Source organism: Pirellulales bacterium, assembly GCA_019636335.1.
GTDB lineage: Bacteria > Planctomycetota > Planctomycetia > Pirellulales > JAEUIK01 > JAHBXR01.
Map to the genome: position 1 here is coordinate 44,482 of JAHBXR010000025.1, position 23,489 is coordinate 67,970.

Here is a 23,489-nt window from a genome sequence, read left to right on the forward strand (position 1 = left end):
TCGGGCAATTCGTTCGCCGATCGAATTGCGAACATCATCGACTGCTCGAGACAATCCACTCGCGAGCATCGTGAAGGGGAGAGTGGAGCGACGGTTCCCGCGCCCGAGGGGACGAAACGGCAGAGCATCTGTCCGGCCGCGCTACATGTGATCGGCGTCCGACGCGACCATGTCCTGGGGCGAACGCTCGAGCGCCTCGAGCACGAGCGGGAGCAGCGCCCGGGCGATAGCCCGGTTGGCCGGTTCGTTGAGGTGGCAGAAGTCGGTGTAGGCGGTCTTGCCCGACCATTCGCTGCCGTCGAACACACCGGCCAGCGTGACGATGCGCGGCAGGTTGGTGGCCAGGCTGGGGGAGGGGCGTTGGCTGCTACTGGCGGAGAGGCCGTCGATGTAGCGATCGGCCGCGCGGAACGCGGTGCATAAGACCACCTCTTGCTGGATGATCTGCTGCTCGAAGGGGGAGGGGGCCGCTTTCGAGAAGACGGTCGGCTGCCACACGTCGACCACTTGCGTGCCGAATTGCGCCCCCAGCGAGGTGGCGATGGCGGAGTTGGTCTTCATCCACTCGGCCGTGCCGACCATCAACTCTTCGATCACCAGGGCCAGCAGACGGTCGTTGCTCGATTCGCCAGGGTCGAGGGGTCGCAGGACCAGTGAGCTGTCGAGCTTCGAGATGAGGTCTGGATCGCTCGCCCGGCGCGAGACCAGCCGTTGCATGCTTTGCTGGGCTCGCTGGCCGACGGTTTGGGCCGGTTCGCTGCTGGGCACCAGCACGCGGTAGATCGGCAGGTTACGCAGCAAGGCCTCGGCGGCCGGGCGCGGCGTGTTGCGATTCAACAGGTTGAATTCGCGCTCGCGGTTCATCTCGTGCATCGTCAGGCCGGGCTCGCCGTTGACGATCGAAGAGAACACGTCGTTCACCCCATGGAAAAACAACGCCACGGTCGGCACGTTCTGCTGGCGGCAGCATTGCTCGAACGCGGCCAGTTCCTGGGTCGAGACATAGCCGATCTGCCCCAGGTTCAGCACCTCGGCCTCGAGCCCCGACTCGCTCAAGAACTGGGCCAGATACGAGGGAATGGTGTGCTCGTCGCGCGAGCCCGTCCCCCACATCACCGAACCGCCAAAGAGAAACACGCGCGGGACACTGGCGTCGGCCTGCCCGGCAGGCAGCGTGCGGCGGAGGCCGTCCTCGCCGACGTTGATGAAGCTGCCGCGCGACTCGCGCATCCGCCAGTAGGCGTACGGCTCCCAGCGCATCATCTCGCCGCGCACGCGGCCACCGTTGAGTCGGGCCGATTCCTCGGCAAAACGTTTGGCGAGCTCGACGTCTTCGGTGTCGAGCGATGCCATGGCCGTCGAGACGAAGGCCGGGTTCTTGTCTCGCGCCCCTAAGAGGAGCCAGGCGAAGAGGTTCAGGGCCGCGAACCAGAGCAGGGCAATGCCCACGATCTGCCACGAAAGGGCCGCCGCGCGGACCACCTTGCGTAGCTTGTGGAGCACCCCGGCGGGCGCTTTTTCTGACTGGGGGGGAAGGGACGCGCCCGTGGGGCCGGGAGCGTCCAGCTCGCACACGCTCATCGTGGATGCCATCTCAACTGTTGCCAACTCTGTAGCAAGCCTACCCGGGTTTTCCTCTAGTAGATTCACCCTGTTTCTCGATTATTGATGAATCTTCTATAAAGTCCACTGTCGTATCACATTACGTCTGAAAACCCGTTCTTTTGGGTGGAATGGCTGGCAGGGGGGAAAACGCCATAAAACAACTTACGACGCGGGATGGATCGGCGCCGGAAGGGGGAGAGAGGAACCGGCACGCCCCCGTCGGGGACGCGCGGCGGGCTACCTGGGTGGTCGTGATCGCACGTGCGGTGCGGGACGATGGGGGCGTCAGGAGCGCGCGGGGCCGAGAAAGGCGAACAGCCGCTCGGCAATCCAGCCGGGCTGAGACTGCAAAAACCCGTGTCCTTCTCGCACCAGCTCGACCTGGCAGTCGGCGCAGTAGCGCGACCACTCGAAGCTGTGTTCTGGCCGGCAGACGACATCCTCGAGGCCAGCCAGGATCAGCGTGGGCACGCCAGAGAGGGGACGCTCGATGCGAAAATTCTCGAAGGCGATCAGATCCGAGCGAATCGCTCCCTTGAAGTGGTCGAACATCTCCGGCTCGGTGGCCCAATCGCTCGGCAGCCCGCCGATGAAGATCAACGTCTCGAGCAGGTGGGCGTCTTCCATTCGGGCCAGCGACTCGTAGTCATTCAACCGATGCGGGGGCCGCGTGGCGCTGAGCACCAGGGCCGGCGGCGCGAGCCCCCTTTCCACCAGACGCGAGGCCATCTCGAAGGCGACACATCCCCCCAGGCTATGGCCGAAGAGGATCGCCCCGTCGAGGATCTCCCCGGGAAGGTGTGCCAGGCAGAACTCGGCGATGGCGGGGATATCGGTCAGGGGCGGCCCTGCGGCCCAACCATGCGCCGGCAGATCGACCCCCCACACGCTCCACTCGTCGGGCAGCGCGTCGGTCAACTCGCGAAAGGCCAGCGACTGGCCGCCGGCATGCGGAAAGCAGACCAGTTTGCGGCGAGCGGCGGCGGCCTCGCCGAGCGCGCGCAGACCGAGGCGATTGTCGGCCAGGCGCAGGTATTGGGCTCGCGACTGATTCATGTTTTTTGTTGTGTAGTGCAGGTGCTTTGGCGAGGTCATGCCGGGCGCCCGGCGATATTTGTTTCGTTAATCCGTGTTTATACTTTGTTAATGGTTGTTAATCGATCAGGTGGAACCAGTTGTAAGGGCTGCGGAAGACGTCTACGCTCAGATAGATCTCTCCCAGCACGAGCCCGGCGGCGAGCAGCGTCAAGATAAAGTAGGGCGCGCTCGAGCTCCAGCGGCGCACGAAGTATTGGATGCCCTGCAGATACAGGACCCCGAACGAGGGCAAGGTACCGATGATCAATCGCCCCGAGGTGAAGTAGGGATGCTCGGCCGAGGGATAGTGGGACGGCCCGAAATGGAACGGGAGCGAGAGCGCCGCCAACAACAGGACGGCCGCTGCTACGAAGCAGACGTTCATGAGGTTGGCGAGCCGCTCGGCAAGTTCGAGCCTGGTGCGTTCGCGCCAATTGAAGACGAGGGCCACCACGAGCAGCACAGCGGTTGACCAGAGAAAAAACTGATCCAACGGGGGCCACGCCAGGCGATCGCCCCCCCAGATCAATTCGCCACGCCAATAGGTGACCGCCAACTCGCTGAGAAACGTGCCCGCGCCGCGGGGCGTGAAAATCGGATGATCGAGCCAGTCGTGTATGGGCTTCACGTGCCAGCCCAGGACCTCGAGTTTTTCGCGGCTGGCGAACCAGTCTCCCACGTAGCGACGATTGCGCGCCAGCCACCAGACGACTGGCGCCACGGCGGCAAACCAGGCCAGCGCCAAACGCGACAAGTCGAGGCCGTTGGTCGCCGTGGAGCGGAAGTTCCGCAGGCGGACGAGCGTGACCAGGAACAGCGGCACGTAGAATACGCAGTTCGTCGCCTTGATGAGCACGCCGACCGAGGCGGACAACCCCGCCGCCAGGTACCACACCCACGATCGTTCGGCCAGGGCGACGCGCAGGCAAATCGCCAGCACCGCCGCGCCGACGACGGGAGATAGGACATCGGCATTGATGCCATAGAAGACATCCTGGGGGAACACGGCGAGCAAGAGGGGCGTCCCGATGCGCAGGAACATGTTGCTCGCATACGCTCGCCGCACGTACCACCAGCTAGCAAGAATCGCGAGTCCGTAGAGGGGTGGGGCGAGAAATCTCAGCCAATAGAGCAGGGATGCGCCACGCATGCCCAGGTATCCTCCGAGGCGGAACCAGCCCCCGGCCAGCAAGTAATAGCTGGGCCACGAGTGAGACTCGGTATTCACCAACTCGGTCATCTGCGAGATGCGGTGGTGAACCTGGGGGAGGGCGATTTGCCGCGGGATCTGTGATTCGGGTACAGGCGTCTGCCCCGGCTGGCGGCGAGCGAAGAACTCGGGCGAGTTGTACAGGACGTACATCGCCGCGGAATCGGAATCGAACAGGCTGTCCTTGGCATTGGGCCAACGCCCCTCGGAGTATTTCAGCACGGCGTCGAAGTGTTGCGGTTCGTCGACGTTGTTCCAGAAGGGAAAGGCCGCCGCATAGAGCCACACGCGGAGCGCCGCCAGCAAGGCCATCGCTACGATCAGTCTTTTTTCCTGCGGACGCAGCCACGCGCCGATCGGATCGGCCGCGCGCTCGCGATCGGCGCGCAGCGCGGCCGCGGCTGTCGCGGTGCCGGAGGATGGTCGAGCGGCGTCACTCATACTTCAAACGAACGGGAAACGATCGGATCGGGGCGCGAACCGCGCGACTCGCCGGGATCAGGGCTCTGATTCTTCGGTCGAGGGCTGAGTGGAGAACGAAGACGCTCCCCCCGCGCGCTCGTCGGGATGGGGGACGTCACCACCAGCATCGAGATGCGGCACATTCTCTGGTGTCAGTACCCGATCGATGATGAACGTGGGCCGGCGCCGCGCCGCTTCGAGCGTGCGCACCAGATATTCGCCAAAGATGCCGGTCATGATCAGTTGCACGCCCGACACGACCAGCAGCACCACCATCAACGAGGCCCAGCCCGGCTCGGCCACCGGCACGCCCACCACCGCATAAGCGAAGAGGACGAGTACCGCGTAGCAGACGCCGACGAAGGCCAGCGAAATGCCGAGCATTGACGCGGCGCGGATCGGCACGTGCGAGAAGGCCACGAACGAATCGATCATGTATTTGATGCGCATGCCGAACGTCCACGACGAGCGGCCGTGATGCGCGGCTCGGGCCTGGCGCTCGTATTCGATGATCGCCGGCTGGAAGCCGGTCCACACCAGCGTGGCCACGCCGCCGCTCGGCTCGTGCGTGTCGCGCAGCGCCTCCATCACCTGGCGATCGAGCAGGCAGTAGTCGCTCCCCTGCTCGGGCATGTTGGGAATCGCGTACCGGCGGAACAGCTTCCAATACAGGCGCGACGTCAGCTTCGTCAGCCACGGATCGTGCCGTTCCGTGCGCGAGGCCAGCACCAGCCGGTAGCCGGCGCGCCAGCGGGCCAGCATCTGATCGATGATTTCCGGCGGATCCTGCAGATCGGCCGAGACAGCCACCATCGCGTCCCCGGTGGCCAGGCTCAATCCCGCCGTGCAGGCGGCGCTCGCGCCGAAGTTGCGCGTCAGCTTGACGACGCGCACACGATCGTCGCGGCGGAGTAGATCTTGCAGCACCTCGAACGAGCGATCGCGCGAACCATCGTCCACGAAGACGAACTCGAAGTGTTCCGGATTTCTGTCTGCCACCGCCTGTAAACGGTTCAACAGCTCGTGCAGGCTGTTGGCGTTGTGGTACACCGGCACGACGACCGACACGGCGGCGCGCGACGATCCCGCCGGGATGGGGCTCCCCACGGGGCGAACTACGGGATCGGCATATCCGTCGTGCATATGGTTCCGTTCGACGCTGGGATAGCGTGGAGACCGCTACCAGTAGTGTTCTCGATGCGCGCGATAGAAGTCGGCCGTCGCCTCGAGCCCCGCCTGGAGCGGTGTGTGCGGTTCCCAACCAAGCAGGGTGCGAATCTTCGTGATGTCGGAGTAGAAGTCTCCCGGCTCTTGCGTCTTGCGCTCGGGCGAGAAGGGGGCGAAATGCCAACGTCCGCTGCCGGCCGCCTGCACGACAAGCTCGGCCAACTCGATAAAGCTGGTGGGACGATCGACCCCGACGTTGAAGATCTGCCCCAGGGCGGCGTCGTGCGTGGCGCAGGCCAGCATCGCCTCGACGCAGTCGTCGACGTAGAGAAAATCTCGCAAGATGCGGCCATCGCCAAACACCGGAATCGATTCGCCATCGAGCGCCAAACGGACGAACCAGTTCACCACACTGTACCGCGAGTGCAACATCTGCGAACGCGGGCCGTAGGTGTTCGTAATCCGCAACAAGACCGACCGGACGCCGAAGGCCAGGTGATAGGCTTCGACGATCTTCTCCGCGGCCAGGTTCGTGATCTCGTAAATACCCAGCGGTTGGGTCGCGGCCGTCTCTGCCACCGGCAGCGCGGCTGGCTTGCCATATTGCCCCCGCGTGCCGCTGTAGATCACCCGCACGCCGGGATTGTGGTGCCGGCAGGCCTCCATCACGACGGCCGTCCCCTTGACGTTGATATCAATGTCGGGAAAGGGGTCGCTCAGGCTGAGGATGTGATCGACCTGCCCCGCCAGGTGGAAGACGAAGTCCTGCCCCCGCACGAGGTAGTTCATCACGTTCCTGTCGCGTATATCGCTGTAGTTAATCGTGACGCGATCGCGAATCGGCTCGATGTTGAACAGGTTGCCGCCGTAGCCGGGAATCATCGCATCGACGAGCGTGACCTCGGCGCCACGCTCGACGAGCGTACGGGCCAGGTTGCTGCCGAGAAAGCCCATGCCACCGGTGATGAGCGCTCGAGCGCCGCGAAAATCGGTCGGTGTGAACGTCCTGCTCATGACCGCACCTCGACCGTGCAGTCGCGTACGGCGTCGCAGATCGTGGCGACTTCTGCGGACGAGAGTCCCCAATACAGGGGTAACGAAAGGACTTCGTGCGCCGCGCGTTCCGTTTCCGGCAGGCTGCCCGCTGCGTAGCCCAGGTGGGCGAACGCCGGCTGCAAGTGCGCTGGCGTTCGATAGTGTATCAGTGTCTCGACTCCGGCGGCGGCCAGGCGTTCGGCGAGCAGATCGCGCGCATCGTGCCGCACGACATAAAGATGATAGACGTGCTTCGCGCCCGCACGTTCGTGAGGCCGCACGACGCCGATCAGACGCTCGTGATAATCGCGCGCGAGTGCTCGGCGCTGCTCGGTCAGGGAGACGAGATGCGGCAGCTTGACGCGCAGCAGCGCGGCCTGCAGTTCGTCGAGGCGGCTGTTGATGCCCGGCTCGACGAAGCAATCGCGCCGGCTTTGCCCGTACATGCGCAGGCGACGCACGCGTGCGGCCAGGGCGGCATCGTTCGTGACGACCGCTCCCGCATCGCCGCACGCCCCCAGGTTCTTTGTCGGGTAGAAGCTGAACGCCGCGGCGTTCCCCCATGTGCCGACCATTCGTTCGGCGTCGGTGGCGCCGATCGCCTGCGCGCCGTCTTCGATCAAGAGCAGGCCATGCCGCCGGGCGATGCCCTCGAGCGCCGTCAGATCGGCCGGATGCCCATAGAGATGGACCGGCACGATCGCCCGCGTGTGCGGGCCGACCGCGGCCTCGGCGGCGCGGGGGCACATCGTGAGCGTTTCCGGCTCGACGTCGACCAGCACGGGCTTCGCTCCGGCCCGCTCGATCGCCGTCACCGTGGCAACGGCGGTATGCGCGACCGTGATGACCTCGTCTCCCGGGACAACCCCCGCGCCGCGCAAGGCGAGCTCGAGCGCGTCGGTGCCGTTGGCGACGCCGACGGCGTGGGTCGCGCCCAGCCAGCGGGCGAGTTCGGCTTCGAAGGCCTCGACCTCCGGACCCAAGACGTACCACCCACTGGCCAACACGCGCTCGGCGGCGGCGCGCAGCTCGGCCGCCAGATCGTGGGCGATCGGTTTCAGGTCTTGGAAGGGAATCATGCCGAACTCGACAGGATGCATCTTTTCGTGGCACGCCAGCGAGCGTAGGTGACATAGCGTCACCTGGCCCGGCTCGTGCCATTGTACTCGTCGATCGTCGAAGCGACTGCTAGGCGACATCGCTGCGCGCGTTGCCTGTCAGCGTGGAACACGCACGGCGAATCGTCTCCAACACCCGCTCGACCGTGATCTGGGGCATGCACACATTCTCGCGACAAGCCGAGCGACGATGGTTAAACGCATTAATACACGGACTACAGGCCAGCCCTGCCCACAAGGAATGATTGTGCGGCGACAGGGGCGCGTAAAGCTGTGGTGTCTCCGGACCGAAGATCGACACAATCGGAATATCCGTTAAAGCCGCCATGTGCGCCGGTCCACAATCGCTCGTCACCAACAGGTCGGCTCGATCGAACAACGTTAACAGTTGACGCAACGTGGCCGTCTCGCCGGCCAGCGAGACCGCACGCTCGGGCGAGATCTCCGCGGCCAGTCGCCGCGAGCCCTCGCGTTCGGTGGAAAGTCCCGTCAGCAGGATCGTGATCTCGGGATACTCGGCCAGCAGGCGTTGGCCCAACTCGCGAAAGCTCGCCGCCGGCCAGCGGCGCAACGGCAGCAAATCGATCAGGTTGCAGTTCAAGATGACGAGTGGCCCCTCGAGCGTCCGCTGTGCGGAGCGTTGCAGCAGGGCGTCGACCGCGGCTCGATCTTCCGCCGTGGGCCGGAAGCGAGGCAATCGATAGCCATCGAGCTTCACGCGTTGCTTCAAGAGGGGCGTTTCCTCGGGCGAGGCATCGAGCGCCGCCAAAAGCATGAGAAACTGCTCACTCGCATGGGCGTAGTAATTCACCGCCACGCGATGGGTATACAAATCGCCCCGGTATAACCCTTCGTTCGTGTAGCGATGCAAGCCCACGCGCCGCGACGCGCCGGTCAAAAAGCTCAAGATGGCGCTGATCCGCGCGAGACCCTCCCAATCGATCACCGTGTCGATCCCCTCGCGGCGGCAGCGTCGCATGGCCCGGGCCACGTCGACGACAAAGTGCCACAGGCTGCCGTCGCGGATCGTCATCTGATTTTCGCGCGGGATCGCCTCCAGCAGATCGTGAATCTCGCGATTACCTGCCAGCATCAGGGCGTACAAATTCTGCTTGCCAAATCGCTCGCGGGCCACTTCCAGCGCGGGCATGGCCAGAATGATCGCGCCCATTTCCGACAACTTGATAAACAGCACCTTGCGCGGTTCGCCCGTGGCGGCACGTTCGAGCCCCACGAGCGTGCGAATGCGGCGCCACAGAGTCAGCAGCCAGCAGAGGGGCACACCGACATAGAGATCCATCGCCCGGCTGGCGTTCTCGTTCATGGCCGCTCGCTCGCCGCTGCCGTGGGTCGCGACTCTTGGATCTGCGCAATCAACTGCGTGGTCGAGTAGGTCGGATCGAACGGCACCAGGACCACGCGTCCGCCGTACGCTTCGATCTCGCGTCCGACGACCTGTTCCTTCGTGTAGCTGGCCGATTTAACGAGCACGTCGGGTTTCACGTCGCGCACTAGCCGCGTCACGTCCCGCTCGTCGAAGAGCACCACATAGTCGACGAATTCGAGCGCGGCCAGCATTTCGGCCCGACCTGCTTCGTTCACGATCGGTCGCTGCGGTCCCTTGAGCAGCTTCACGCTCGCGTCGCTGTTTAATCCGACGACGAGGCAGTCTCCCTCTTGTCGCGCGGCTCGCAGCGAGGCAATGTGCCCCGGATGCAGCAGATCGAAACAGCCATTGGTCATCGCGATTTGTTGTCCGGCCGCGCGGCGTCGCGCCAATTCGGCTTGCAACCGGTCGAGCGCGATCACCTTCGCGCGTCGCCCCTCGAGCGGCGCTCGCAATTCGTCGATCAATTCGCGCCGCTCGAGCGGCACGACTCCCAGACGCTCGACCTCGAGTCCCCCGCCGATATTCGCCAGCTCGATCGCCTCGGGAAACTCGGCGCCCGAGGCCAGGCTGAAACCGATCAGCGAGAGCACCATGTCGCCGGCGCCAGTGATGTCGTAGACCTGGCGCGGACGCACGGGAAACAATCCCCGAGCCCCCGAGCGATCGGCCCAGGCCATGCCGTCGCGGTCGAGCGTCACCACGACGGAATCGAGACCGAATTCGAGCAGGCGTTCGGCCGCCGCCAGACCTTCGGCCGGCGTTTCGATCGTGGTACCCAGCGCCAAGCCTGCCTCCAGTCGATTGGGCGTAATGCAAGCGCAGCCCGCGTAGCGGCGATAATCTCCGCCGCGGAGGGGATCGGCGACCACGCGCACCCCCGCCGCGTGTGCCGCGGCGATCGTGCGGCGCAAGACCTCTTCGCTGCAGACGCCCTTCTTGTAGTCGCTCACGAGGACCAGATCGGCGCGCGCGAGCTCGCGTTCGACGAGCGTCACGATGGCGTTTTCGAGTTCCGCATTGATTGGCCCGGCCTCTTCATAATCGACGCGGATCATCTGCTGCGCGTGGCGGCTCTGCGCGCGACCAAGGAAGCGCTCCTTGACCGTGGTGCGGCGACCTGGCGCCACCGGCAGATGATCGTTCGCGACACCGAGTCCCTCGAGCAGGGCTCGCACGCGCGGCGACTGACCGTCGTCGCTCAACAGGCTCGCCAGCGCGACCTCTGCCTCGAGGGCCGCCAGCATGGCGACCACGCTACCGGCTCCGCCCAGACGATGCTCTTCGGCATCGACGCGCAGCAACGGAATCGGCGCCTCGGGACTGATGCGATCGACGTCCCCCCACAAGTAACGATCGAGAATCAGGTCGCCGACGACCAGAATGCGCGGGCGCTGCGCCCCTTCAAGCATGGAAATGAGACGGTCGGACATGGCAACTCGCGCGTCTCGGCGCCGGGGCGCACGAGCGCACCTTTACGAACCCCACGATTGGCGAGAAAAAGCGCGGCGGGAACCGCCGGACCAGACAGGCATACCCTGGTTCCAGTATACCAGACGAAGCCCCGGTCCAATCCCCTGCCAGGCAGGTCGGCGGGTGCCGGAACTGCCGGTTTCGACGGTAGATAGAGCCGGCCGGCTCAGACGGTGAGGGGGAGCTTCTCGGACAGGAATTCGTCGTGCTGCTCGACGATGGCGGCCTCGTCCGGCGCCGCGCGGTAAAGAATGCCACGCAACCGTGCCCGCAGGATGACCCCTTTCTCCAGGTGCTGGGGGAACAGTTCCCAGCCACACTGCACGCCCAGCGGGCCGCCATCCGACGGCGTGACCGAGCCCCGCCAGAAGTCGCTGGGATGGATCATCTCGACGTAGGTCGCTGGCGAAGCAGGCAACGCAAACTCGAGACAAGCCGTATCGGCTTCACCTTCTCGCAGCAATGCCACCGGCGTTTCGCTGGCCAGACGATCGAACCGTGGCTCTGCGAGCGATGCCAGGCGACGCACTTGGCGACTCGGCACGCTGCTGTGCGTCATCAGACTGGGCCAGCTATCGAGCAGGCTCGTCTGGACCGACACGATCAGATCGAACGTCAGGCGTTCCTCGTCGAGTGGTCCGATCTGTCGCCAGTAGATCTGCACGCGGGCAGGACGCTGCTCGGTCTGCTCGTAGGTGGCCACAAGATCGCCGCCGCGCACGAAAACATCAGCCAGCGGCGGATTTTCCTCGCCCAATTCGACCCCCAGCAGGTGCAGCACCCCACGCGACGGGTCGCTGGCAACCACCTGCACGCCATGCTGCGGAGAACGGAAGTCGACCTGGACGCGCATCGTGCCCCACTCGAGGTGCGCCATGCGATCGTCGAATTTCCAGGGAGATTCAGGCTTCATCGCTGTGCGGAAAAAATCGGGCGTTGATTGGTCATCCGTCGCCAGACGCGCCAACAAAATCGACTGCCAGCAATAAAAAAACCCCGCCGAACGCACAAGGCGAAGCGGCGGGGCCGGAACAGAGAAGAGGCCGAAACGCGCCTAAGAATATAACCTCGAATGATGCCTTCGTACGTTTGCGTTCGACGTTCTTCGTCGGCAGCGACCACTCGCGAGCCAACTGCGATTGATCCTAGCAAAACGAAAACGCTTGTCCAGCAATTATTCAAAAAAACTTTAGGTAGCTCATCGAATGCCTGATGGTGCCCACGGGGAGTCTTCCTTTCGATCACCGTTGGACCCGCCTGGGACGTGTTACGGCGGGTTCCCACGGGTAAGGCCCAAGCCGTATAATATGCCCTCATTCATGCCGATTTCCCCCCGCTTCTTTCCCCAGCCCCGATCAACGGAATGGCCGATTTTCTAAGGATTTGCGAAGAGGCAGCCCGCGCTGGGGGCACCATCTTGCTCGATTGGGCCGACCGTTTCGCGATCCGCGAAAAAGGGCCCGCCGACGTTGTCACCGAGGCCGATCTCGCCGCGCAGGAAGCCATTCGCTCGATCGTGCTGGGCAAGTTTCCCCACCACGAATTCCTGGGCGAAGAAGACTCGCATCACGCCCCCACGTCGGGCAACTACCGCTGGATCGTCGACCCGCTCGACGGGACCATGAACTACGTGCATCGCGTCCCCAGCTATTGCACGTCGGTGGCGTTGGCGCTCGGGCACGAGTTGGTCGTCGGGGCCGTTTACGATCCGGTTTCGCAGGAGTGCTATCTGGCGGAACGAGGCTGCGGCGCCTTCCTCAACGGCCAGAAGATTCAGGTCAGCGACGTGACGACCCCCGGCAAGGCCCTCGTCGCGGCTAGCTTTCCGCCGCAGGTCCGTCGAGATTCTCCGGAACTCAATACGTTCGTCCAGGTTCTGCTGCACACGCAGGGCATCCGCCGCACCGGCTCGGCCGCGTTGAATCTGTGCTACCTCGCCTGTGGCCGGTTCGACGCCTTTTGGGCGACCGAGACCCATGCCTGGGATATCGCGGCCGGCATGCTGCTGGTGCGCGAGGCCGGCGGCATCATGACCGAGCTCGACGGCGGCTCGATCAACCTCGATCGCCCCCGCTTCCTGGCGGCCGCGACGCAGCCCCTGCACGAAGACATGCGCCGCATTCTGTCGGGCAGCTACGTCCCTTCCTAAGCGCTGCGAACCTGTACGGCGCTTAAGATTGCTCCCTCGCGGTACGACAAAAGAACCATTCAACTCTCGGTTCCCCGTCTGCGTACGAAAAGCTTCATTCCTTGGGCCGGCCGGACTAAGATGGATGCGCGGGCGGAGAAGGCTCTCATCTTGTCTCATCTGGCTTGAATCCCTGGACGACACGAGGTTGTCCAACCTTGGGAAACCGTACCGCGAACCGTCCGCGTTACCCTCGCACAGGACGCTACCTCTTGCGCGCTTGTCGCCTGTTGACGATCGTCGCTGCGGCGCTGCTGCTGTCGTGCTGGCCTGGCCTGGCCGCGGCGCAGAACGCCGAGACGCCCCCCGCGCGCTCCGCCCCCGCGACATCGGGCGGTTCGCCCGACGCCGCGAAACCAGTGGTCGAGGCAGAACCCTCGGTCTTCTGGCTGCCGGATAAATCGGGCGAGCTGCAGCCGGTGATCAACTTCCCGCTCGAAGAGTTCGAGACCCTCCGCAATGTCGAGCGAGGGCTGAATGCGGCGGCCCGGCCCCCGGACTACCACCTTTCTTACACCGCCAAGGGGGTGGTGCGCGAACGTACCGTCGAACTCGAAGTCGCCTTTACGATCGGCGTCAGCGTCGACCATTGGGTGCGCATCCCCCTGCGCATGGCCGAGGGCATCAAGACCGGCCCCGAAGTGTATGCCGGGGAGGGGGAAAGCTTCCTCGTGCTCGACTCGGGGGCCGACGGCCACGTGCTGTGGCTCAGAGGAAAGCCGGGCGAGCATCGCGTCACGCTGACGGTTGTCGTCCCCTTGTCCAGCGTCGGACGCGACGCGCGTTTGAAGCTGGGACTGCCGCGCGTCCCCACGTCGCGCATCGAGTTGGTCGTGCCCGCGGCCGGCGCCGTGGGGCAGCTCGCTGAAGGGTTGGTTGCCGAACGGGATATCTCCGCGCCGGAAGAGACGCGCTTTGCACTCGTCGGCCTGGGGAGCGAGGTGGACTTCGCCTGGCGCGCCGGCGAGGCCGGCATGCCCGAGGCCCCCGTCGTCCTCAGCGCCAGCGGCACCCTGGTTACGCAAATCGATGGACGCAGTGCCAGCACCGACGTGCGTCTGAAGATCAAGAGCCGCGAAGGGGAGTTCGACCGCTTTCGCATCCGGCTCCCCGCCGGCGCCGAGCTGGTGCTGGGACAACAGCCAGGCTACTCCTTGGTTCCGGTGACGGACGCCGCGACGACGCCGGGCAGTAAGACCGACCGCCGCGTGATCGAAGTACGCCTCGACAAGCGCGCCACCGAAGCCAGTCTGCAACTCGTCATCGAGCAGTCGCACAGCAGCGTCGGGCCGAACGAATACATCGATCTCGGCGGCGTCGAGGTGCTGGGGGCCGTGCCGCAGACGGGGCACATTGCGGTCTCGGTCGTCGGCGACTGGCAAGTCGTCTGGGGCGATCGTCGCAACGTGCGGCAGGTGGCCACGCTCCCCGCTCCGCTGGAGGTCGAATCGCTGGCGGGCGCCTTCGAGTATCTCAATCAGCCCTGCTCGCTCTTGGCCCGCGTCGTGCCGCGCACGTCGCGCGTGGCCGTCGATCCGCAATTCGTCTTCTTTGTCGATCGAGACGAGATTCGCATGCAGGCCACGCTGCGCTACACGGTGCGCGGCGCCAAGGTCTTCGGTCTCGAGTTGGCCCTCGCGGACGAGGGCTGGCAGATCGACGAGATCGGGCCGGCCAATCTCGTCGACTTGTTCGGCGTCGCCTTCGATAAGCTCGACCCGCTCAACATTCCGCTGCTGCAACCCATCACGGGCGAAGTCGAGTTGACGCTGCGCGCCCATCGCGCGCTCGACGAAGGGACGAAGCAGATCGCGCTCACCTTGCCGCGGCCGATCGTCAACTCGGTGGGCCCGGCGACCGTCGTCATCGTCCCGGCCGATAACGTCGACCTGGTGCCGCGCCTCGAGGAGATCGCCGGTCTTGCGCAGCCGGGCAATCCCCCACGCCTCGAGTTGCCGCCGCGCGAACGCGATCCGTTCTATTACCGTGGCGATGTGCAAAAGGCGCTCTTCGCCGCCGACTTCGACGTGCATTCGCGCCGCGTGACGGCCGAGCTGGCGGCCAACGTCGAAGTCGACAAAGAAGCCACGCAGGTCGATGAGCTGCTGGTCTACCGCATCGCCCACGAATCGCTGACGCAATTGACGGTCGAAGTTCCCGAATCGTTGCTGGCAGGCGAGGGGCCGCAGTTTCTGCTCGCCGGCACGCCCCTCGAATGGAGCCGCCTCGAATCCACCACGCCCCCCCCGGCGGCCAACGGTCCGCGCGTGGCACGCTTGCGATTGCTGCTGCCGACGCCGCGGATCGGCGCCTGCGAGATCGGCGTGCGCTATCTCGCCTCGAGCGAACGCCTGCCTCCCGAGACTTCCGTCGTGCGCGAGATTCCGCTGATCGTTCCCGTCGACTGCGACGAAGTGCAGGGGAGCCTCACCTTGCGCGCTCGGCCTGGCATCGAGTTGTCCACGCGCGACGAGGTCTGGCAGCCCGTCGCCGACGATGGCAATCTGCGCGCAAGCGGCATCCATCTGGCGGCCGCGCCGCCAGCGCCCCGTCTCACCGTGACGGCCAATCTCGAGGATCCCCTGGCGCTGAGCGGCACCTGGGTCAATCGCGCCTGGGTCCAAAGTTGGTTTGGGGTGGCCGAACGACGCGACCGCGCCGTCTATCGGCTGACTTCGCATCGCCCGCAGTGGTCGCTCACCCTACCGCGCGGCATCATCGCCGAAAGCCTCCGCGTGCGGCTCGATGGCCAGACGATTCCGCCTGCCGTGACGAATGGCGTGCTCACGGTCCCCTTGGGGGTCGAGGCCGCCGATCGGGGACGCATCGTCGAGTTGCAGTACCAGTTCGCCAATCGTCCGCCCCGCGGCGCCTTGCTCCTCGACGCTCCACGCTTCGATAGCAATACGCTCGTCGAACGGACGTTGTGGCAAATCGTCTTACCCGCAGAAGAGCATTTGCTCTACGCCGATACGAACCTTTCCCGCGCGTTCGACTGGTCGTGGCAAGGCTACTACTGGGCCAGGCAGCCCTGGTGGGGACAAGCCGAACTCGAGGCCTGGTCCGGCGCCGCGCGAGCCGGCGATATTCCGCGCAGCGAGAACCAATACGTCTTCAGTTCGCTCGGTCCGGCTAGCACCTGCACGGTCTGGACCTCGCACCGAGCGACGTTCGTGCTCCTGGCCTCGGGTTGTGCGCTCGTGGGAGGCTTGCTGCTGCTGTACGTACCGGCGCTGCGCCAACGCGGGGTGCTGCTGGCCGCCGCTATCGCCGCGGCAAGTGCGGCCCTGCTGTTCCCCGACTACACCATGTTGATGACCCAGGCCGCGAGCGCCGGGGTCGTCTTGGCGTTGGTAGCAGGCTTGCTCGAGACTTTCGCCGCGCGGCGCCGCATTCGCCCGGCCGCGACGGGTTCGGCCAGTACTAGCGAGCGGCGGTCGACGCACAGCGGCGGATCTCGCCGACCACCGCAAGTCGGCTCGCTTGATTCGACCGAAACAGCTCCCGTGGCCCTCGAGGCTGCCTCTCCGGATTCCGTTCCATGATCCGCCCCTCAGGCACCCCCTGCGCGGCATTCCGCGCTTGCTTGCTTGCCGTGCTCGTGGCGTGTCATGGGCCACGAGCCGGCGCGCAGCCACCGAGCGAGACCCCGTCGACGAAGTTTCGGCGCGTCTACGTGCCGGCCGATCGGGTCTCGGAATGGCCCGTACTGAAGGTGCCTTACAAGACGGTTCCCCCCGCGGAGTTCGAAAGCTGGATCCGCCAGATCGACGAGGCCGTGAACGATCCCCACGGCGCTCCCTTGGCGGCCCATGTGTCGGCGGCCCATTACACGGCCGAGTGGGATGGTGCGCAGCGACTTTCGGGCGAGGCCCGCTTGACCCTCTCGCATCTTGCCGCGGCGCCCGCCCTGCTGCCGCTCGAACCCTGCAACGTGGCCATCGCGCGCCCTCATTGGGCCGAAGTGGACGAGGCCAGCGAGTCCGACCTGCCCGCTCTGGGACTCGATTCCTCGCGTCGCCTGGCGGTACTGGTCGATCGTGCGGGAACGCTGGTCTTCGATTGGCAACTCGTCCATCGCGGGGCAGCGACGGGCGCCGTGACGTTCGACCTGCAATTGCCGCGCGGCGTTGAATCGACACTCGACTTGCGCCTGCCCACCGGTTGGCGCGTCGAGGCCAGCCAGGGCATCGTCACGCCCCCGGACACGACCAACGCGACCGCGTCGCAAGTGTGGCGATTGGAATTCGGCGCTCATACGAGCACCATCTTGTCGTTCATGGCGATCGACGCCGTGACCCCCGAGGACCGCGCGATCGTCCGGCAAACGTCGACCTACGACCTCTCGTTGAGTGGCGTGGAAGTGGCCGTGCAGTTGGAATTCGACGTGCGCGACAAGCCGCTCCGCGACCTGGTGGTGCGCGTGCCGAATGCGCTGCGTCTGGTTTCGGCACGCCTGGGCGAGGAGCGACTGTCGTGGACGAGCAACGAATTGAGCGGGACGCAAGAGACCGCCCTCACGCTGCACTTCGAAGAACCGGTGCTCGGCACGAAACGAATCGTGCGGTTACAGGCCGTAGCCCCCGCGGTGGTCGACGAGCTCTGGCGATTGCCGGTTTGCCGTCCGCAAGGCGTCTTCTGGCAAGAAGGGACCGCGACGCTCCGCGTCGACGAGTCGCTGGTGGCCGAGAGCTTGCAGACGACGGGAGCCCGGCAGACGAGCGTCGGTCCGCTGGCCGAACCGCTGCTGGGTCATGCCATCGGGCTGCAGTTCTTCGCCGTCGACGGTCAGGTCGAACTGCTGCTACGACCCACCCGTTCGGTCACCGACTGCGACAACGTCGCACTCTATGAATCGAGCGGCACGGAAATCCTCGTCCGTCTGGCCACGCAACTTCGCGTGTCGAACGGCGACCGCTTTACCGTCATGGCCGAGCTCCATCCCGGCTGGAACGTCGAATCGCTCGAGGTGGCGCCGGCCGGCACGCTGGCCGAATGGCGCGTGGAACCGTCGGAAGGGGACGTCTCGCGTTTGCTGCTGCGGTTGACCGAACCGGTGACGGTCGAACACCCCGTCACCGTGCGCTTGACGGCGCATCGTTTGCGCGCGGATCTCGAGGAAACGATCCGGCTGGAAGATCTGCGCGTGGCCAGGTACGAACGCGTCGATGTGCGGCACGAGTGGCTGGGGCTCGCCACTTCCTCGGCGCAGCGCCTTGAATTCGAGGCCACCCATGCGCCAACGCCGCTCGACACCTCGCTGCGCACCATGCTGGATGCAACCTTGTTTGAAGGCGCCCCGGATGCCGTCTACTACGACTGGCGTACCGCCCCCGACGAGGCGGCCGTGCGGTTCGTCAATCAGCGACCCGCCTACACGGGCACGGTGCGCGTCGACGTCGCTGTCCACGCGAACGAGCTCGCCGAGACCACGACCGTCGAGTGCGTGCCGACGGGCAATCGAGTGGATCGCATGCTGGTGCAATTCATCCCCCCGCGCGACGAACCGATAATCTGGCAACAAGGTGATGACGACGGCAGTTGGTTTACCGCGCGGCGGCTCGAAGAACGTCCACTCCGCGCGGCGGGCTTTTTGTCGAGCGACGAAGTCTGGGAAATTCATCTCCGCCAGCCGCGCAGCGTGGCCTTCACGCTCGAAGCGGTGCGCTCCGTGCCACGTACCGATCTCCAGACGCTATCGCTAGCGACGCTGCCCGAAGCCACGAGTCAATCGGCGACCGTTTCCATCAGTTCGACCCCCGACGCGGCGGTGGTCGTCGACAATCATCGTTTGCAGCCGATTCCGCCCCTGGCGACGACGGCGTCCCTCCTCCCGTTGGCCACCTTCCGCTACTCGACCAGCGACATCGTCAACACGGAAATCGATCCCGTGCTCGTCGTCCATCGCGCGGCGGCCTCGCCCCCCGAGGCGGCCGCCGTGGCCTGGTCGTCGCATCTCGACTCGCAGTACGATGCCCAAGGCGCGGCCCAACACCTGCTCTCCTTGCGTCTGACCAGGCAGGGGCTCGACCGCCTGGCGCTCGAGATGCCCCGCGGCAGCATGGTACGCGAAGTACGGCTCGACGGACATTCTCTGCCGCGGCACGTGGAAGATCGCACGCTGACGATTCCGCTCGCACCGTCCGGCGCGAACGCGCTGGTCGAGGTGCGTTATTCGACGCAACACTCCTCCTGGAGCAGCGTGGACTCGCTGGAGGACCCGACCCCGCGCCTGCCCGCCGGCTTGGAGCGGTTGAATCACACCTGGCGCGTGGCCCTGCCCCACGATGTGCAACTGCTCTCGCCGCCGTCGCATTCCACCCTGGAAGAAGAAGGGCCCGACGATTGGGGGCAACGCTGGTTCGGTCTCTTTGCCTGGGGGCCGCGGGGCGAGACCTTCCTGCCCTGGAACCGGGACGATTGGTACACGCTCGTGGCCGGCGATGCCCGCGCGACCGCCGCCGAACGCGCGGTGACCAAGACGCTGACCGTCTTGGGAAGCGATGCCCCTACGACCAATAGCAAACCGCAGACTTGGGGCGCGCTCGTTGAAGGAGCCGCGACGGCCTTGCGCCCGGCCTGGCACGTCCTCGTCGACGAGCACGCCCTGCTCGAGGTCGGCGTCACCCCGCAGTCGGTCCCCGCGACCCCCGCCACCATTCGGCCCCTGGATCGGGGCGAGGATCGACTTGCAGCCGCCGGACTGTTGCTCGTGGCACACGAACAGACGCTGCTGCTCACGACCTCGCGACGCGGAGCCGAGCACGCTCGCGAACTCGATCCGCCTCCATCGGGCGATGCCCGTTGGCGGCTGGCTCGTCGTGGAGACTTCGCCGAGTGGATCGAGGGCCCCCCCACGCGTTTCGTCTCGGCCACGCACTGGTCGCAACAAGCACCGTTGGAATCGACCCTCTCGCACACTGCCGCCATGATCCCCCCCGGACCTATCGATGGCACGGTCTATCTGCTCGACGCCGGCCATCTGGGGGCCGCGAGTTATGCGCTCGTGCGGATCGATCGCCTCCGGATCTTTGCCTGGCTGTTATTTGCGGCGGTGCTGGCCTGGGGCTGGCCTCGCCGACAGTCGGCCCGCGGTCTCTGGATCGTGATCACCTTGGCCGCCGCCGCGGCGGCGCTGGTCGTGCCGGCGGCCGTCTCGATGCTCTTCTCAGCCATTCTCGTGGCGGCGCTCGCGCTGCTCGTGGCAGGGCTTTTGCGCCCCCCCACGCTCGAGCGGCCGGTCGAACGCCACTCGTTCGGCTCGCGCACGCTGCGTTCGACCGTGTCGCGGGCGTCGTTGGTGTTGTTGACGGTGGCAGCGGCGGCGTCGATCGGTCGAGCCGCGCCCCCCCGTATCGCCAAGGCGAATGCACCTTTCGAGGTGTTGATTCCGGTCGACGCCGAACGACGCCCCACCGGGGCCCGCTACCAGGTGCCCGAGGAACTCTACAACCGCTTGCAAGAGGTCCTCACGCGGAGCAAGTCGGGGCCGCAGGGGACCTTGATCGAAGCGGCCGTCTATCGCACGGAGTTGACCGCCGTGGCGGACAAACCCACGTTGAGCGTCGGGCAGATTGCCGCCAGCTTCGACCTGCGCGTCTTCGGATCGCCACGTCGCGTCGTGATTCCCTTGGAACGCGAACGCTCGGGCATCGTTCCCAACAGTGCGCGGCTCGACGGTCTGGAATGCGCCACGCAGTGGAACGCCGACGGTTCGCAACTTGAGTTCGACGTGCCTGGCCCGGGCCGTTATCGCTTCGAGCTGACGTTGCAGCCCGCCACGACAGCCACCGCGGGAATGCGCGGGATGTCGCTGGTCATCCCCCCCGTGCCGGCCAGCCGATTCGAGGTCGACCTGCCTTCCGCGGTGCCGATGCTGGCCGTGCCGACGGCGCTCGGGTTCGTGCAAGTCAACGACGAGAACGGCAAGCTCCGTGCCGAGCTCGGGCCGACCGATCGGCTGGAACTCTCCTGGCGCGACGCGGGGACCGGCACGCGCAGTGGATCGCCGGGCGAAGTCGAGCAATTGCTCTGGCTGCAGGTGCGCCCGGGCGCCGTAGTGATCGAAGCACGACTCAACTACGGCGAAGTACCGGCCGATGTCAGCTTGCTCGAGTGGGAAATCGACCCGCGTCTGCGCTTGATTCCTGCCGAGACCACGGACGAAAAATCGCCGCGTGTCCGCACGGCGTCGAATGCCCCGCAACGGTTGCAGTTCGAATTGTCCCCGCAACACGCCGGGCCCCTGACGCTGGCGGCGAAGTTTCTCTACACCGAGTCATCGGGCGTGGGCAGTCTGGCGTTGCCGCGCATCGCGCCAGTCGGCGCGAGCGTGGCCAAGTCGTGGCTGGCCGTATCGGCCGATGCCGCGCTCGAGACGCAGGTACTGCACGGCGACGACGTCACCGCGTTCGATGCCGAAAAGTTTCTCGCTGCCTGGACGGTTCCACCGGCGCAACCGCCGTGGCGAGTTTTTGCGTTGCCCGGGACGCCCCACGAATGGCGCGTGGTGACACGCCCCAAGGCCACCGAGAAGACCGTTGCCGATCGGCTCGATTTCAGCGTCGATCGCCAGAAGCTGTTCGTCGAGTATCAGGCCGAGATCACCGCGGCCGCCGGCGCCTGTTTCCAACATGTCGTCGAGGTGCCGGCATCGATCGAGGTCGACGCCGTGTCGCTCGACGAGGGGACCGAAAGCCGGCTCTTGAGATGGTCGCGCGAGGAAGAGGGCCGTCTCACGATCCAGTTGACGCGCGCCGCCGAAGGGGTGCAAACGTTGCGGCTGCACGGATCCTTGGACAACGCGAGCCCGGCCGATCTGGTCCTGCCGCGCATCAAGGTCGCCGAGGCGCGCCGGACCGCCGCCCAGTTGCGCGTTTTCCGTCGCCCTGGCGTGCTGATCGAAGTCGAGGCGAGCGGCGCCATCGCCAATCTGCCCGCGCCGGAGACCGCCCGGCAGGATCCTGCGCGGGGGCATTTCGTGCGTGCCTTCCGCGCCGAACGCGAGGAAGACTGGTCGGGCGACGTGCTTCTCCGTACTCGCGACAATGCTCCCCAGGTTTCGCTCGCGCAGGCGACCGTACTGCGGCGCGAGAAGGAGGCCTGGTTGGCGGATCTGGAACTCGAGCTCGACGCCACGGACGGCCTCGTCGACGAGTTGCAGTTCCGCGTACCGCCCGCGTGGAGCGGTCCGTTTACCGTCGAACCAGCCCTCGCGACGGCCGCGGTCACGAGCCTGGGAGCCGATCAGATTTTGACGTTGCGGTTCCATCCCCCCGTCTCGGCCCAGGCCAGGCTGACCGTTCGCTCGCCGCTGGCGGCGCAGGGGACTCAAGGCACCGTGGCCCCGAATATCGAACCGCTGCACTTGTCGGATGTCGAGCGCTACGTGACGCTGCCCAAGCTCGTCGATTTCGTGACCGTTTCGTGGGAGACGCGCGGGCTGATCGAGGCGCCTCGTCCCGAAGAGCTGAGTACCTCGGCGTTTCCGCAGAGCGAACGCATTACTTACCGCGTCCAGGGGCAGCAGTTCGAAGCGCGGCTGTCGACGCACGAAAACGCGGCCGCCTTGCCACGCGTACACCTGGCCGATTTTGCTGTCACGCTCGATGGAGCGGACGACATTCTGGGCGTGGCGACGTTTCTCGTCGAACCGGCCGGGCTGACCCATTGCCCGCTCGTCGTGCCGGCGGGACAGCGACTGCTGGCCGTTTCGGTCGATGGCAGCCCGGCGCTGCTCGAGGGGGTGGCCGAAGAACGCTATCAGGTCACCTTGCATCACGATCGTTTGCCGCAGGTGATCGAAGTGCTCTTCCTCGACGAGCCTCGTGCCGGCGCGGTGGCGGCCCCCGCGTTGGGCGAACTGCCGGTGGCCCATACGATCTGGACCCTGGCCAGCGACGTACCGATTCAACTGCGCAACTCGGGCGCCTCGGCCATCGAGTACGATGTGGCGCGGAGCGAGTTGGCCCGTCTGACCGCCGCCGCCGAGTTGCTCGAGTTGGGCATCGCGCAAAGCGCCGACATCGCACCGATCGATCTGCAAAACTGGTTGCGCCCGTGGCGCGAACGCATCGAACGCATGCGCACCGAGCTCAGGCAAGCGCGGGAAGATGCTCCTTCCGATATCGCGGGGCACCTCGATGCCGAGCTCGCGCGCATCGCGGAGATCCTGGGGCACGCATCGCTAGGCGCGACGACGACCGCCAGCGATGCGCGGCGAGATGTCGCCACCGTGTTGCTTTCTCCCCTGGCCTTGCACGATCCCTCCTATCGCCAGGCCTGGTCTTTTCAGGGGGCTCAGCCGCGCGTCGAGTGGCGGCATCTGGCGCCCCGCGTGGCCGCACGCCGCTATGTGACGCCAGCAGTGCTGGCAGTCGCGGCGTTGCTGCTGGCATCGCTCGTCGGCGGTCGCGTGCTCTCCGACTGGACTTGGCGCTGGCCCCACTTTATCGGCGTCGCCATCGGCTTGATCTGGTGGCTCTGGTTGTGGCCCAGCCTGCTCGGGCTGCTACTGGCTGTGGCCAGCGCGCTCTTGGCCACGCGCGTCGTGCGCCGTCCGCTGGTGCTCGGCGACCGCTCGACGCCCCGTTTTCGCACCACTTCGTAAGGCATTCCACCGGCCGTCTTGGGGCGAACCGCACGTCTTCGCGCCACGTCGTTCGCCGAATGTTCTTCTCGCGCCGAAGTCGATCTTTGCCTTCGCGGAACGATCTGTTACCGTACGCCCTCGCACTCGAATACGCACCATGGCCGCCGGCGAATTCG

12 protein-coding genes are annotated in these 23,489 nt (G+C 65.8%); 3 read left to right on the top strand and 9 right to left on the bottom strand.

Features of this window, described 5'->3' with window-relative positions; all coding sequences use genetic code 11:
* Positions 1–141 precede the first annotated feature (141 nt).
* From KF708_20550 to KF708_20590, 9 genes are all read right to left on the bottom strand, one after another.
* Positions 142–1,593 carry an SGNH/GDSL hydrolase family protein gene (locus tag KF708_20550; protein ID MBX3415086.1) on the bottom strand — a complete coding sequence of 484 codons (1,452 nt, stop codon included), beginning with the start codon at positions 1,591–1,593 and terminating at the stop codon, positions 142–144.
* A 297-nt stretch (positions 1,594–1,890) separates the two neighbouring features.
* Positions 1,891–2,661, bottom strand: coding sequence for a thioesterase (locus tag KF708_20555; protein ID MBX3415087.1), 771 nt, complete (start codon positions 2,659–2,661; stop codon positions 1,891–1,893).
* A 97-nt stretch (positions 2,662–2,758) separates the two neighbouring features.
* On the bottom strand, positions 2,759–4,333 hold the full coding sequence (locus tag KF708_20560) for a hypothetical protein (protein MBX3415088.1): 1,575 nt from the start codon (positions 4,331–4,333) through the stop codon (positions 2,759–2,761).
* 57 nt (positions 4,334–4,390) lie between these two features.
* Positions 4,391–5,497: a glycosyltransferase family 2 protein gene (locus KF708_20565; GenBank protein MBX3415089.1), complete on the bottom strand. Its 1,107-nt coding sequence runs from the start codon at positions 5,495–5,497 to the stop codon at positions 4,391–4,393.
* A gap of 36 nt (positions 5,498–5,533) precedes the next feature.
* Entirely contained in the window at positions 5,534–6,535 is a 1,002-nt protein-coding gene (locus tag KF708_20570) for an NAD-dependent epimerase/dehydratase family protein (GenBank protein MBX3415090.1), read from the bottom strand.
* Positions 6,532–7,755: a DegT/DnrJ/EryC1/StrS family aminotransferase gene (locus tag KF708_20575; GenBank protein MBX3415091.1), complete on the bottom strand. Its 1,224-nt coding sequence runs from the start codon at positions 7,753–7,755 to the stop codon at positions 6,532–6,534. Before KF708_20575 ends, KF708_20570 begins: the two co-directional genes overlap by 4 nt.
* A complete protein-coding gene (locus KF708_20580; protein MBX3415092.1) occupies positions 7,745–8,998 on the bottom strand; it encodes a glycosyltransferase family 9 protein in 1,254 nt (417 codons plus the stop codon). Before KF708_20580 ends, KF708_20575 begins: the two co-directional genes overlap by 11 nt.
* Entirely contained in the window at positions 8,995–10,494 is a 1,500-nt protein-coding gene (locus KF708_20585) for a bifunctional heptose 7-phosphate kinase/heptose 1-phosphate adenyltransferase (protein MBX3415093.1), read from the bottom strand. Before KF708_20585 ends, KF708_20580 begins: the two co-directional genes overlap by 4 nt.
* 206 nt (positions 10,495–10,700) lie before the next feature.
* A complete protein-coding gene (locus KF708_20590; GenBank protein ID MBX3415094.1) occupies positions 10,701–11,447 on the bottom strand; it encodes a hypothetical protein in 747 nt (248 codons plus the stop codon).
* A gap of 450 nt (positions 11,448–11,897) precedes the next feature.
* On the opposite strand from KF708_20590, the gene KF708_20595 reads away from it, so the two are divergent.
* The 3 genes from KF708_20595 to KF708_20605 all read left to right on the top strand — a co-directional run bounded on the left by KF708_20595 (position 11,898) and on the right by KF708_20605 (position 23,331).
* Positions 11,898–12,683 carry an inositol monophosphatase gene (locus KF708_20595; GenBank protein MBX3415095.1) on the top strand — a complete coding sequence of 262 codons (786 nt, stop codon included), beginning with the start codon at positions 11,898–11,900 and terminating at the stop codon, positions 12,681–12,683.
* A 251-nt stretch (positions 12,684–12,934) separates the two neighbouring features.
* Complete coding sequence (locus tag KF708_20600) at positions 12,935–16,267, top strand: hypothetical protein (GenBank protein MBX3415096.1); 3,333 nt, start codon at positions 12,935–12,937, stop codon at positions 16,265–16,267.
* Complete coding sequence (locus tag KF708_20605; GenBank protein ID MBX3415097.1) at positions 16,264–23,331, top strand: hypothetical protein; 7,068 nt, start codon at positions 16,264–16,266, stop codon at positions 23,329–23,331. Before KF708_20600 ends, KF708_20605 begins: the two co-directional genes overlap by 4 nt.
* Positions 23,332–23,489: the final 158 nt, after the last annotated feature.